The sequence below is a fragment of the Halomonas sp. SH5A2 genome (genome assembly GCF_014263395.1).
In the GTDB taxonomy this organism is placed as follows: Bacteria; Pseudomonadota; Gammaproteobacteria; order Pseudomonadales; family Halomonadaceae; genus Vreelandella.
In genome coordinates, this window is the sequence record NZ_CP058321.1 from 3652290 (window position 1) to 3665024 (window position 12735).

Genomic DNA, 12735 nt, shown 5'->3' on the forward strand with positions numbered 1-12735 from the left:
TTTTCACTATTTCGTATATGTAAAACACCCAAAAATATTTTTTAAAAACTTAGCTCATTGCTCTTGTTTTTCCTTTTTATTTTATCAACTCGATGAACTGGGATATTGAATCTTTTTGATATATCACAAGAGCTTTCATTCATATTTTTTTGGATATATTCCTTTATTTCACTTTTTCTTTCTGATGATAAACCTCTGAATTGCAGCATATTTCCCCCTTTTTTATTTTTTAAAAAGCACTAACTCACCAAGACATAGTTGGTTATATTTATTTTTGTATGTCGACAAATTAAAGTCTATTTCATACTCTCCAGGCTCATAATCTTCTTTCATGAGAGCATTAAACTTAGTCGGGTATATATCATTGTTATGTTTCATCCAATATACACCTATATATAAATCTTTATCTTTTTTCTCTTTTTTATTAACTTCTTGAAGTTCTATTTTCATTTAAATCCCCTTTTATTTTTATATATTCAACCATCGATTTAATATCTTCATTACTGCTTGAATATGCACCGCACAGCATGCATCTTTCTTGCTCTCTGTCAGTGTAAATCAAACAACAATTTATATCTTTCATTGCAAACTCCTTTTTCTATTATTATAACACAATTTTTTATTTTTATTATAATAAATATTAAAAATCATTGTTTTGCTATTGATATTTTTACCGCTTGCACGATAAAAATATGATGATTATAAAACATTTTATATATTATATGTCGCTCACTTCGTTCCCGTATGTATTTTAAGGCACGGTTATGCATTGTCCCAATGCGCGTGTTCTCCGAAGGCCTGGCAGGGGCCTGATATATTTATATAATTTTATGAAAAGATATAAAAAGACAAAGAACTAAATAAAAAATTAGTTGTCTTTTATAGTGTATAAATATAACAATAAAAGGACACGTATATGTCAGCATTTGCGAGGTTTGAAGCGAAAACGTTTAGCAGAAAGAAAGGCCATTCAGCAATTAAGGCATCGGCTTATAGAACTGCTCAAGAGTTGTATTGTGAGCAGACGAATGAAGTTTATAACTTCGAGTTTAAAAAAGATGTTGTCTATTATGAAAGAGACAAAAGATTTAGAAACAGCGAACATTTATGGAATATGGCAGAAAAAGCAGAGAAGCGAAAAGACGCGACTATTCAACGCGAGTTTCTTTGTTCATTTGATAAAAACATATCAGATAAAGAAGCAAAAAAGTTAGCAAAGAACTTTTGTAAAAAAATACAAAAAAAACACCTTGTCGCTTATGAGTTTGCTATACACAATGGAAAAGAGGGGGACAACCCACACGTTCATATTATCTTATCGACTCGACGCTTTGAGAACGGGAAGTTTACAGAAAAAAGCAGAGAGCTTGACGACAGGAAAAGCGGACTAATAGATTTTTGGAAAAAGGAATGGCAGAAGGACAGCGATTCGGTTTTAAAGCTACAAAATAGGAAAAAAGCTTGTTTAAACAAAAACCTATACCCACGCCCTAGATTATCTATGTAAGTTTGGTATATACCCTTGCCGTTCGAAACCGGTGAAATTCATCTCGCCCGGGCCAGCCACGAGCGGCGTTACCCGGCGCAATTTCAGCTGGTGGCAGCAATGAACCCCTGCCCCTGCGGGCACCTGGGCGATCCACGCAATCGTTGCCAGTGTACCGCCAGCCAAATCCAGCGCTATCAAAACAGGCTCTCAGGCCCGCTGCTCGACCGCATCGACCTGCAGGTGGAAGTCCCGGCGCTGCCACCCGAGCAGCTCACCGCACAAACCCAGGGCGAGTCCTCGGAAGCCGTTCGTGAGCGCGTGATGGCCGCCCGGGAACGCCAAATGGCTAGGGGTGCGCTGAATAGCCAGCTCAGCGGCAAAGCCCTGGAAGCGGCCTGCGCCCTAAACGACGAAGAGCGCGCCTGGCTGGCCGGGGTGCTGGAAAAACTCAAACTCTCCGCCCGCGCCTACCACCGCGTCCTGCGCGTCGCGCTAACCCTCGCCGACCTACAGGGCGAGCCCAAGCCCACCCAGCCCCACTTGATTGAAGCCATCGGCTACCGGCAGCTGGATAGGCTGTTGAAGGGGGCTTAGCCGTGCGTTTTGGCCAGCGAATCGACCAGGCGCTGACAGAGGGCATCGAGTTTTTGGCCGGTCGCGTCATCCTTTAGCGCGCCTGCTTCATCAAACGCGCTACCCGCACCGGGTAATGACAGCGGCTGCGGCAATACCGTTAGGCTCAGGTTGGCAAGTAGCTGCTGTGCCAGGGGCATGGCGCGAATACCGCCCAACCCGCCGGGTGATGCTGCCACCAGCGCCGCCCACTTGCCCGCAAAGAGCCCCAGGCCTGGGGTGTCTTCATAGGGCCGCGATAGCCAGTCCAGAGTGTTCTTGAGCAGCGGCGTGATAAAGCCATTGTATTCCGGCGAGGCAATAAATACCGCCTGATGCTCGGCGAGGATGGCACGCAGTTTCAGCACGTTGTCCGGCATGCCTTGCGCCTCAATGTCCTGGTCGAATAACGGGCAGGGATAATCTTTTAAATCGATAAAGGTCGCTTGGCCACCCAGCGCCTCGATACGCTTTGCAGCGAGTTGGGCCAACTGTTTGTTCAGTGACCCTTCACGGGCACTGCCTGCAAATACCAGTACTTTCGGTGAGTTAGATGTCATCGCGCGATCCTGATTAAAAATGGGCTAACGTAAATAGGCCATTGCGAGTTTCGCACAGGCATCGAGCGATAGCATTAACCCTCACTCATATAAAGCGGTCAATAGTTAAAGGTTATCATCCGTCGTTGACGATGAGGGCGGTTTCCTGGCTGACGCTTGTGTCTTGGACGCCGCCACTTGATCGATGAACGCATCCAGGGCATCGAACAGCGCACGGCGAATCGGCTCTGCTTCATTCACCAGGTGATGCCTGGCGTCCGGATGCCGGTAGATCTGCGCGCCGGGGAATTTTTCCTGCAGAATCGCCAGGTTCCATTCCCAGTCCACGGTAACGTCCTGCTCACCCTGTAAAATCATCACTCGCAAATCCAGCGGGTCGCGGGCCAATAGTCGGGGAATCCAGCGGCGCATGGCGGTGACCCAGGCCACATTCAGCTGATTGGGCTGCAAAGGGTCATGGTCGCGTAGGAAGTCGGTAAATTCCTGGTCAGTAGAGTTGGGCCGATACTTGCGTGGCAGCGCCTTTACGAAGGGGCTGGCGATCAAGTGCAGCCAGCTGGCCTGGCTCCAGCCCCAGGGGCGAACCAGCGGCGCCAACAGCACCAGACCATCCCATCCCGCTGCATGGCGACGGTTCAGCGCATCGGTGGCCAGAATCGCCCCACCGGTACTTTGCCCGATGCCCAACCAAGGGGCAGGCGCCATGGACTGCTGAGCCAGGATGGTTTGCACGTGCGTCAGGCAGTGCTGGTAGTCGTCAAAGTCATCGATGGCGGCACGCGCACCGCTGGAAAGCCCATGACCGGGCAAATCCCACAGCACAACGCGCCAGCCTTTATCCAACAAGCGTTCAAGCAGGTGGCGATAAAGCCCCAGGTGGTCGAAGTAGCCGTGTACCACAAAGGCGGTGCCTTTTGGTGCAGGTGGGCTCCATACCTGGCACCACAACGCAAAGCGGCCCGTATCGATAAACCCCGCGAATACGTCCCGGGTGTCAAGGCGCAGCGCTTCCAGGCCGTAATGCTGAAAATAGTCATTCATCGCCGTAGCAAGAACGTCACCTGGCACCAAGCGGGAGAGGGCTGAGTCACCAGCGTGGCGGCGAAACAATGCCTCTAAACGATCGAACTCGCGCATTCGCCTCTCTCCTTTACTGCTCATTAGCCACCCGCCAGCCCATAATCCATGGCGTCATTCCTTATCTTTTGGTCGAGCATGATAGCGCTTTAGCGTCTATGCTGTTTACATGCCCATACAGATATGGAATTATTTTCCACAAATAGTTTTCAAATGCGTTTTCATCTGACTGTGACGGGGCATCAGCCGAGTAACACGGCGTCACAGCCACCTTAACAGGAGAGTCTCCATGAGCGAGCGTATCACGCGTCACCGTTTACAGGTGGCAGCCGACCTAGATCGTTTTATCAGCGAACAGGCCCTGCCCGGCACCGGCGTCGACGAAAGCGCCTTCTGGGCAGGCGTCGATGCTCTATTTCACGATTTAACCCCCAAAAACCGTCAACTGCTAGAAGAACGTGATGTGCTTCAAGAGAAGCTGGACGCCTGGCATCGCGAGAACCCCGGCCCGGTCGCGGACATGCCTGCCTACCGTCGCTTTTTGAAAGACGCTGGCTACTTGGTCGACGCACCCGCTAACGTCACCGCCACCACCGCCAACGTTGACCGTGAAGTCGCCGTACAGGCGGGTCCGCAGTTGGTCGTGCCGATGAGCAACGCGCGTTACGCTCTCAACGCCGCCAACGCCCGCTGGGGCAGCCTGTACGACGCGCTCTACGGCACCGACGCGATTTCCGAAGAAGATGGCGCGGAAAAAGGCACCAGCTTCAACCCCAAGCGCGGCGAAAAGGTCATTGCCTACGCCCGCGGCGTGCTCGACCGCGCCGCACCGCTGGCAACCGGCTCTCACCGTGATGCGGTGAACTACGCGATTCGCGATGAGCACCTGGTCGTCACCCTGGAAGGCGGCCGCGACACCGGCCTGAAAGACCCGGATAAACTGATCGGCTTTACCGGCGAGCAGGCCAAGCCTGACGCGATTCTGCTGGGCAACAATGGGTTGCACCTGGAAATCCAGATCGACGCCAACGACGCCATCGGCAAAACCGACCCGGCGGGTGTCAAGGACGTGGTAGCTGAAGCCGCGCTGACCGCGATCATGGACTGCGAAGACTCCGTGGCGGCCGTCGACTCGGAAGATAAAGTCGGTGTCTACAGCAACTGGCTCGGTCTGATGAAGGGTGACCTGGAAGAGAAAATCGAGAAAGGCGGCAAGACCTTTACCCGCAAGCTCAACGCTGACCGAACCTGGCAGACCACCGATGGCAGCAGCGTGACGCTACCGGGTCGCTCGCTGATGTTCGTGCGTAACGTCGGCCACCTGATGACCACCCCGGCGGTACTGGACGAGAACGGCAACGAACTGCCGGAAGGTATCCTCGATGCCGTCGTCACCTCCTTGCTGGCGCTGCACGATCTCAAGAAAGACGCTGACCAGCCGCGCAACTCGCGGGCAGGCTCGGTGTATATCGTCAAGCCGAAGATGCACGGCCCCAAAGAAGTCGCGTTTGCCAACGATCTGTTCAGCCGCGTGGAAGACATTCTAGGCATGAACCGCGATACCCTGAAAATGGGCATCATGGACGAAGAGCGCCGTACCACGGTCAACCTCAAGGCGTGTATTGCCGAGGCCACGTCGCGCGTGGTGTTTATCAACACCGGCTTCCTCGACCGCACTGGCGACGAAATGCACACCGCCATGGAAGCAGGCCCCATGGTGCGCAAGGGCGACATGAAGAGCGCCAAATGGATAGCGGCCTACGAGAAAAATAATGTGCAGGTGGGCCTCTCCTGCGGTCTGCGCGGTCGCGCCCAGATCGGCAAGGGTATGTGGGCGATGCCCGATTTGATGCACAACATGCTTGAGCAGAAAATCGGCCATCCGAAAGCGGGCGCCAACACCGCCTGGGTGCCCTCGCCTACCGCCGCCGCGCTGCACGCGCTGCACTACCATCAGGTCAACGTCACCGACGTTCAGCGCGAGCTGGAAGCCCAGGGCGAGACGGACTTCCTGGATGACCTACTCACCGTTCCAGTCGCCGAAAACGCCAACTGGTCCGACGAGGAGATTCAGCAGGAGCTGGACAATAACTGCCAGGGTATTCTGGGGTACGTGGTGCGCTGGGTAGAACACGGCGTCGGCTGCTCCAAGGTGCCGGATATCCACAACGTGGGCTTGATGGAAGATCGCGCCACGCTACGTATTGCCAGCCAACTACTGGCCAACTGGCTGCACCACGGCGTTGTTGACGCACCACGCGTGGAAGAAACCCTCAAGCGCATGGCGAAGGTGGTCGACGAGCAGAACGCCGGCGATCCTACCTACACCGCCATGAGCGCTAACTTTGCCGACTCGACAGCCTTCAAGGCGGCGTCCGACCTGATCTTCAAAGGCCGCGTCCAGCCTTCGGGCTACACCGAGCCGCTGCTTCACGAGTGGCGCCAGGTGCATAAGGCGAAGTAAACTCGCTAAAGGTACTATCAGCCCCGGGGCGTTTGCCTCGGGGCTTTTTTATGAAGGAAAACAATAATGACCGTGATGACTGTCGAGCAGATCGAACACTTTCTCGATGAAGTCTTTCCCCAGCGCATGGGCCGGATTGAAAGCGTGGGGGAGATGAGCGCCACCATGCGCTTGACGATTGGTAACGAGCACTTGCGACCAGGCCCGCGCGTGTCCGGCCCGACCATGATGGGCTTTGCCGATGTGGCCATGTACGTCGCCATTCTGGCGCAGATTGGCCCGGAGCCGATGGCTTTGACCAGCGACCTGAATTGCCATTTTCTGCGCGCCGCCTCCGGCGACCATGACATCATCGCCCACGCCAAGCTGATCAAGCTCGGCCGCCGCCTCGCGGTGGGCGAAGTGCAGATCGTCTCCACTGCCGATGAAACCAAACCGGTCATCCACGTCACCGCCAGCTATGTGCTGCCGGATAAGTAAGCTGATTATCGGCTATCTCTAAAATGGGTATAAAGAAACTGCTGACGGCGACCCACGGGCGTTTCATGCACCTCAAGGTGCTCACTCAGTAATTCAAACCCGGAGCCAAGTTGCTCGCTAAGTTGCGAGGTCGAGTAGCGCACCACATCCAACCCTCTACAGCGCTGGTGTTGTGTGGCCATGGCGGCGGCCCTTCTACTTACGACGTTTTCAGGTGCTTATCAGATTAATGCTTTTAAGCTTTAATTCAGCTTCATGGAATATAAAAGACGCCAAACTCTACTGATGTTATTAATGATATATAAAAGGACGGTAGCTTATGGCGTTGGAAGATTCACGCGAGCGTTATGGCGCGGTTAGCCGCTTATTACATTGGGTCACGGCGCTGCTGGTGACGCCTCAGCTTGTCAGCACTTATATGAACAGCTGGCAACCCGGCAATGCGTTTAGCCAAGTATTTCAGCCTTGGCACGCCACTATTGGCTTTGGCATTTTAGGGCTTTTGATGCTGCGCGTTGTTTGGCTTTTAGTGCAGTTAAGTAACCGACCGCCTCATCAAGGAAAAGCGGTGTTAATAGGCCATGTATCCATTTATCTTTTACTGCTGGCCACACCGTTAAGCGGTATTTTGCAGGGCTACGGCATTCGTCTTTTTGACCGTTTGGTGTCCAAGGGGATCGACACGCCCTTTACTGACATTTCTCAAGCCTTGCACGGCCCATTGGCATATATCCTCACGGTGTTAGTTCTGGGGCACATTTTTATGGTGCTACTGCATCATGGTGTACACCAGGACGGCACACTCAACCGAATGGTTGGACAAGCAAAAAGCTGATGATTCGTTGCAGAGTCAGGCAGGATATTTCCTGCCTGACGTTAACGCTTACGGTTCAAGCGTCATAAACGGCTCATCTTGCTGGTCGCTAAACGCGTAGACGTTATAGGGTTCACTCTGTGGCCCTGGCATACCCGGCGTGCCGATCGGCATACCGGCAAGGCCGATACCATCGACATCAGGCTGCTCGTCAAATAGCTTGGTGACGGCCTCCATCGGCACATGGCCCTCGATCCAATACTTGCCCATCTCAATGGTGTGACACGAGCCCAGGCCATAAGGCACGCCCGCCTGCTGCTTGATCTCGCCAAGTTCAGCATCATCGATAATGGTGACGTCAACGCCCTGTTCTTCCAGATGGCGCGCGTACTCATCGCAACAGCCGCACTGCGGGTTCTTGTAAAGCGTGGCTTCAGCTGGCAGCGCGGCTTGGGCCGATGTGGCACCGAGAAGCAAGGCGCCTGATAGCAGCGAGGCAGTTAAACGGTTCATGAGGGATCTCCCTTTGAGGTACGGCTAAACAAATATTTTGCCAGCGCAGCGATACTCAAGCCGACCAGCAGTAGAAAAGTCAGCGGCATCAACCAGCCAAACCAACCCATGGAACTCATTAAAGCAAAGCAATCGGCGTTCATCATGGCAAATCTCCTGACAAGTAGGCACTACGAAAGCTTACAACCCTGGGGTTACCCCAAGGTCAAGCGGCTCGCTGGTTTGGCCGAAGGAATATTGCGATAGATCATGTTTTGCCGGTCAGGTTCAGGCTCGTTTCAGGTTAACGCCGTATAAAGAAAACGTCACAATAACTTTCGAGGTGAGTAACTATGTTCAAGACCTATCTTTCATCGAGCGTGTTCGCTATTACGTTAAGCTTGCTGGCAGGCACTGCCTGGGCAGAAGGCGAGCATGATGGCGCGCACCACACGCCAAACGATGCTGATGTAGACCGTACCATCAGCATTGAAGCAGGTGACATGTGGTTTGACCCCGAAGCGTTAGAGATAGCCGCCGGGGAAACGGTCAAATTTGAAATCCACAATACCGGCAGTATTGAACATGAATTCGTGATCGGCGATAAGGAAGCCCAAGAAGCACATCGTGAGATGATGCAGGAAATGGGCGGCGGCCACCACGGTGACGGCCATGGTGATCACGGCGGGCATGATATGGCAGAGGGCGAGCATGGTGGCAATATGCCTGCCGTCACGATTGCCCCCGGTGAAACCAAGACATTGGTATGGACCGCCCCTGAAAATGTCGAAAGCCTGGAATACGCCTGCAATATTCCTGGCCACTATGAATCCGGTATGTACGGCGATATCACTTTCTAACCTGGCCTTCGCCAATGAAACTGTTGCTATTGGAAGACGATGATCTGCTGGCCGAAAGCCTGGCAGAGAGTCTAAAAGACAATGGTTACCTGGTTGACGTAGCCGCCTCGGTGAAGGCGGCTACGTCACTGATGGCAACCGAACAGTATGAGTTAGCGATTATAGACATCGGCCTTCCCGATGGCTCGGGCCTTACGCTTGTGAGCCAATGGCGGCAACAAGACCGGGACACCCCCATTTTGATTCTCACCGCGCGGGATACCTGGGAAGATAAGGTTATCGGCTTGGAAAAAGGCGCGGACGACTACCTCACCAAACCCTTTCACGAAGCCGAGCTGATGGCCAGGTTAAAGGCCCTGCTGCGGCGGCGCTCTGTGCGACATTCCGCACGGCTGACACTTAGCGGCGTGATATTGGATGAGGCCAGCCAATGCGTTAGCGTCAACGGCCAAGCCGATCACCCTCTAACAGCCACCGAGTTTCGTTTATTGCGCTACTTAATGCATCACCCCAATCGAGTGCTCTCGAAAGACCTCCTGCTCGACCAACTGTATACACTTGACCAGGACGCAGCGGCTTCTAACTTGGTCGAGGTCTACATTGCTCGCTTACGTCGCTATGTGGGCAAGTCACTGATCCAAACCCGCCGTGGCCAGGGGTACGTGTTCGTTGCGTATTAATCAAGGTAGCTTGCGCTTCCGCCTGCTGCTATGGCTGGGCGGTGTCGCGTTACTGGTGGTCATTACTACCTGGTTACTGCATGGGATCCTGTTACAGAATCTGGCGCGGGATTTTTTAGGCGAGCGCCTAGAGCGTGAAGCCGACCACGCGGTCGCGCAGCTGGCACAAGGCGAAACCGCCGTACCCACCTCGCTCGACTCGGTCAGCCAGGGCTATCAAGTTTTCCATCATTTATACGTGCTGCGCCTTAACGGCACAGTGAGTGCCTCCGACCGCCTGTGGCAGAACGAGCTCGCCCCGCTGCTTGAGCAGAGCGGCGATGCGCTACTAGACGTTGAACGCAATGGGCAGCGCCTGTTGGTCTACCGCCGCCATTTTGAATGGCAGGGCGCAAGCGGCGTACTGCTGGTAGGCGAGGATTTTTCCCAGGTTGAAGCGGGCCTGGCGACGCTGCACTGGTGGGTAGGCGGCATTGCTGCCGGGCTTTTGGTGATGCTGATTACGCTTAATTTGCTGGCCGTCAATCGCAGCCTAACGCCGTTATGGCAGTTGCGCGGTCAGTTGGCGGCGCTTCAAGCGGGCGAGCGCCAACGACTTTCGCTCACCGCCCCGGCTGAGCTGGATGCTCTGGTCGCTCAGCTTAATCACTTTATGGATGACATCGACCTGCGCCTTCAGCGCTCGCGGGAGTCGGTAGCAAACCTCTCCCACGCGTTGAAAACCCCGCTGGCGGCGATCACCCAAGTTCTACGCGGCAATCGGCCCATTGACGACAACCGCCGCCGCAAACTGCTCAGCCGCATTGAGGACATTAACGCCCAACTGGACGCAGAGCTGCGCCGTGCGCGCATTGCTGGCCCCAATGCCGGGCGCATGGTGCACCTTGAGAAGGAAAGCCGGCGTTTGATCGAGATGTTCCGCAGCCTCTATCCCGAGCGCAACTTTCAGCTCACCTATAGTGAGCACGCCAAGGCAGTGGTACCCATCGAGGCCCATGACTTTGCCGAAATGCTGGGCATCGTGCTGGATAACGCCGGTAAGTGGAGCCGCACGCAGGTGCACTGCCAGTTGGCGCTTGACCAATCACTCACCTTGACCGTGGACGACGACGGGCCGGGCGTGCCCGCGCAGGACCTTGCCAAACTCGGCGAGCGCGGCACTCGGCTGGACGAGCGCCCACCAGGCTACGGCCTTGGGCTTTCCATTCTTGCCCAATTGATGACGCGCTACGGTGGCACCACCCACTTTGCGAAAAGCCCGCTGGGTGGTTTGCGGGTGACGCTATGCCTGCCCTTGACCCACGTTAATTATCATTAAACGCCATGATGAGGCTCCATTCAGCTTAGTTTCAGCTTCTTCCATCAATATGAGTAATCGTCATTGATGGGAGTCACCGATGTCACGCTCACGTATTATTTCTCACCCGCTTTCACGCCGCCAGGTGCTTAAAGGCGGTGCCGCCCTGGGAGTTGGCTCTGCCGCCGCCCTGGGTTTAACCCCCGCTTGGGCCAACCCCTGGGGTCAATCAAATGTCTATTCCCAGGGAATAGAAGAGGGTCCCGATGTTTCACTGGCGATTCGTCGTGAATCGCTTGCCATCGATGGCCAGAACGCACGCCCCTTCACGATTAATGGCACCAGCCCTGGCCCGCTGATTCGTCTGAAAGAAGGCCAGGACGCCGTACTCCGCGTGACCAACCTGCTGGACGAGTCAACGTCCATCCACTGGCACGGGTTGATTCTACCGCCGGAAATGGATGGCGTACCCGGCGTGAGTTTTGCCGGTATTGCGCCGGGCGAGACCTATACCTACCGCTTCCCGGTTCGCCAGAACGGCACTTACTGGTATCACAGCCATTCCGGCATGCAGGAGCAGCTTGGCCATGTCGGGCCTTTGATTATAGATGCCGCCGAGCGTGAACCCATCCGCTACGACCGTGAACATGTGCTACTGCTCACCGACTGGACCTTTGAAGATCCGATGTCGGTGTTTCGTAACCTGAAAACCATGGAAGGCTATTACAACTTCCAGGAACGCACGATCGCTGACTTCTTTGCCGATGTTCGCAATAAAGGCTTCTCGCAAACCGCCGAGATGCGCAGCATGTGGGCCAAGATGCGCATGAGTTCGCGGGATATCGCCGATGTCACCGGCAGCACTTATACCTATCTGCTCAACGGCCACTCGCCGGAGGAAAACTGGAACGCGCTATTCAAGGCCGGTGAGCGTGTGCGCCTTCGGGTGATCAACGGCTCGGCAATGTCGTATTTTGATGTGCGCATTCCCGGTTTAAAGATGACCGTGGTGGCCGCCGACGGCCAGCCGGTACAACCCGTGCCCGTGGATGAATTCCGCATTGGCGTTGCAGAAACCTACGACGTTCTGGTCTCCCCCGACGACGACCAGGCTTATACCATTTTTGCCGAATCCATGGATCGCAGCGGCTACGCACGCGCCACCCTGGCCCCGCGTGAGGGCATGCAGGGCGAGATACCCAAGCGCCGCCAAATTGCCGACCGCGGCATGGAAGCCATGGGTGCCCACGGTATGGGCGGCATGGATCATTCTGGCATGGAAGGTATGGACCACTCCGGCATGTCCGGCGGTGACATGGAAGGCATGGACCACGCCAACATGGACCACGGCGATATGGACGGCATGGATCACGGCAGTAGCGGAATGGAGCAAGAAAGCGCCAAGACTCGTGAAAATGGCATGCTGGTTGCCGGCGAAGCCCAGCCTGGCTCGCGTTACGGCCAGGCAGGTATTGGCATAGACCCCGACGAACGCCGCGTGCTGGTCTACCGGGACCTGAAAGCCTTTACCCCATGGCCCGACCGCCGCGAGCCCGGCCGCGAAATGGAGCTGCACCTGACCGGCAACATGGAACGCTACATGTGGTCGTTCGACGGCAAGAAGTTCAGCGAAGTAACCGGCCCCATCCACTTCGAGAAGGACGAGCGCCTGCGCCTGATCCTGGTCAACGACACCATGATGGAGCACCCCGTCCACCTTCACGGCATGTGGATGGAGCTGGAAAACGGCCATGGCGAGCTGATTCCGCGCAAGCACACCCTGAACGTCAAGCCCGGCGAGCGAGTATCGGCGCTGATCACCGCGGATGCCGAGGGCAGTTGGGCCTTCCACTGCCACCTTCTTTATCACATGGACGCTGGCATGTTCCGCGTTGTACAAGTTTCTTAAG

Annotated in this window: 15 protein-coding genes and 1 pseudogene; 9 read left to right on the top strand and 7 right to left on the bottom strand. The window is 54.7% G+C overall.

The window, feature by feature from the left end; translation table 11 throughout:
* Positions 1-222: 222 nt before the first annotated feature.
* On the bottom strand, positions 223-450 hold the full coding sequence (locus tag HXW73_RS16800) for a hypothetical protein (RefSeq protein ID WP_186254168.1): 228 nt from the start codon (positions 448-450) through the stop codon (positions 223-225).
* Positions 425-583, bottom strand: coding sequence for a hypothetical protein (locus HXW73_RS16805; protein WP_186254169.1), 159 nt, complete (start codon positions 581-583; stop codon positions 425-427). Before HXW73_RS16805 ends, HXW73_RS16800 begins: the two co-directional genes overlap by 26 nt.
* Before the next feature lie 333 nt (positions 584-916).
* Here HXW73_RS16805 and HXW73_RS16810 point away from each other — a divergent pair, with 333 nt between their 5' ends.
* Complete coding sequence (locus tag HXW73_RS16810) at positions 917-1507, top strand: MobA/MobL family protein (protein ID WP_186254170.1); 591 nt, start codon at positions 917-919, stop codon at positions 1505-1507.
* 18 nt (positions 1508-1525) lie between these two features.
* Positions 1526-2083, top strand: a pseudogene (locus HXW73_RS16815) (magnesium chelatase subunit ChlI family protein); the annotation flags it as partial.
* Here the strand turns inward: HXW73_RS16815 and HXW73_RS16820 are convergent.
* Together HXW73_RS16820 and HXW73_RS16825 are read right to left on the bottom strand one after the other, a co-directional pair.
* Complete coding sequence (locus tag HXW73_RS16820; protein WP_186254171.1) at positions 2080-2661, bottom strand: NADPH-dependent FMN reductase; 582 nt, start codon at positions 2659-2661, stop codon at positions 2080-2082. The pseudogene HXW73_RS16815 and the gene HXW73_RS16820 overlap by 4 nt on opposite strands.
* 105 nt (positions 2662-2766) lie before the next feature.
* The gene (locus HXW73_RS16825) at positions 2767-3798 is read right to left on the bottom strand and encodes an alpha/beta hydrolase (RefSeq protein ID WP_186254172.1); all 1032 of its coding nucleotides are present in this window, start codon (positions 3796-3798) and stop codon (positions 2767-2769) included.
* A gap of 229 nt (positions 3799-4027) precedes the next feature.
* On the opposite strand from HXW73_RS16825, the gene HXW73_RS16830 reads away from it, so the two are divergent.
* Positions 4028-6202 carry a malate synthase G gene (locus HXW73_RS16830; protein ID WP_186254173.1) on the top strand — a complete coding sequence of 725 codons (2175 nt, stop codon included), beginning with the start codon at positions 4028-4030 and terminating at the stop codon, positions 6200-6202.
* A 66-nt stretch (positions 6203-6268) separates the two neighbouring features.
* A complete protein-coding gene (locus HXW73_RS16835) occupies positions 6269-6682 on the top strand; it encodes a PaaI family thioesterase (RefSeq protein ID WP_186254174.1) in 414 nt (137 codons plus the stop codon).
* A gap of 5 nt (positions 6683-6687) precedes the next feature.
* Here HXW73_RS16835 and HXW73_RS16840 read toward each other — a convergent pair whose 3' ends face one another.
* The gene (locus HXW73_RS16840) at positions 6688-6864 is read right to left on the bottom strand and encodes a hypothetical protein (protein WP_186254175.1); all 177 of its coding nucleotides are present in this window, start codon (positions 6862-6864) and stop codon (positions 6688-6690) included.
* Positions 6865-7001: 137 nt separating this feature from the next.
* On the opposite strand from HXW73_RS16840, the gene HXW73_RS16845 reads away from it, so the two are divergent.
* Positions 7002-7517, top strand: coding sequence for a cytochrome b (locus HXW73_RS16845; protein ID WP_186254176.1), 516 nt, complete (start codon positions 7002-7004; stop codon positions 7515-7517).
* A 48-nt stretch (positions 7518-7565) separates the two neighbouring features.
* On the opposite strand, the gene HXW73_RS16850 is transcribed toward HXW73_RS16845, so the two are convergent.
* Together HXW73_RS16850 and HXW73_RS16855 are read right to left on the bottom strand one after the other, a co-directional pair.
* Positions 7566-8009 (bottom strand): DUF411 domain-containing protein, encoded by a 444-nt coding sequence (locus HXW73_RS16850; protein WP_186254177.1) that lies wholly within the window; start codon positions 8007-8009, stop codon positions 7566-7568.
* Positions 8006-8155: a hypothetical protein gene (locus HXW73_RS16855; RefSeq protein ID WP_186254178.1), complete on the bottom strand. Its 150-nt coding sequence runs from the start codon at positions 8153-8155 to the stop codon at positions 8006-8008. The genes HXW73_RS16850 and HXW73_RS16855 overlap by 4 nt, the downstream gene beginning before the upstream one ends.
* 186 nt (positions 8156-8341) lie before the next feature.
* Between HXW73_RS16855 and HXW73_RS16860 the strand changes: the two genes are divergently transcribed.
* From HXW73_RS16860 to HXW73_RS16875, 4 genes are all read left to right on the top strand, one after another.
* Entirely contained in the window at positions 8342-8848 is a 507-nt protein-coding gene (locus HXW73_RS16860; protein WP_186254179.1) for a cupredoxin domain-containing protein, read from the top strand.
* A gap of 14 nt (positions 8849-8862) precedes the next feature.
* A complete protein-coding gene (locus HXW73_RS16865; protein ID WP_186254180.1) occupies positions 8863-9528 on the top strand; it encodes a response regulator transcription factor in 666 nt (221 codons plus the stop codon).
* The gene (locus tag HXW73_RS16870; RefSeq protein WP_240538667.1) at positions 9518-10846 is read left to right on the top strand and encodes an ATP-binding protein; all 1329 of its coding nucleotides are present in this window, start codon (positions 9518-9520) and stop codon (positions 10844-10846) included. Before HXW73_RS16865 ends, HXW73_RS16870 begins: the two co-directional genes overlap by 11 nt.
* Before the next feature lie 79 nt (positions 10847-10925).
* Positions 10926-12734 carry a copper resistance system multicopper oxidase gene (locus HXW73_RS16875; RefSeq protein ID WP_186254182.1) on the top strand — a complete coding sequence of 603 codons (1809 nt, stop codon included), beginning with the start codon at positions 10926-10928 and terminating at the stop codon, positions 12732-12734.
* The last annotated feature ends 1 nt before the right edge of the window (position 12735 follow it).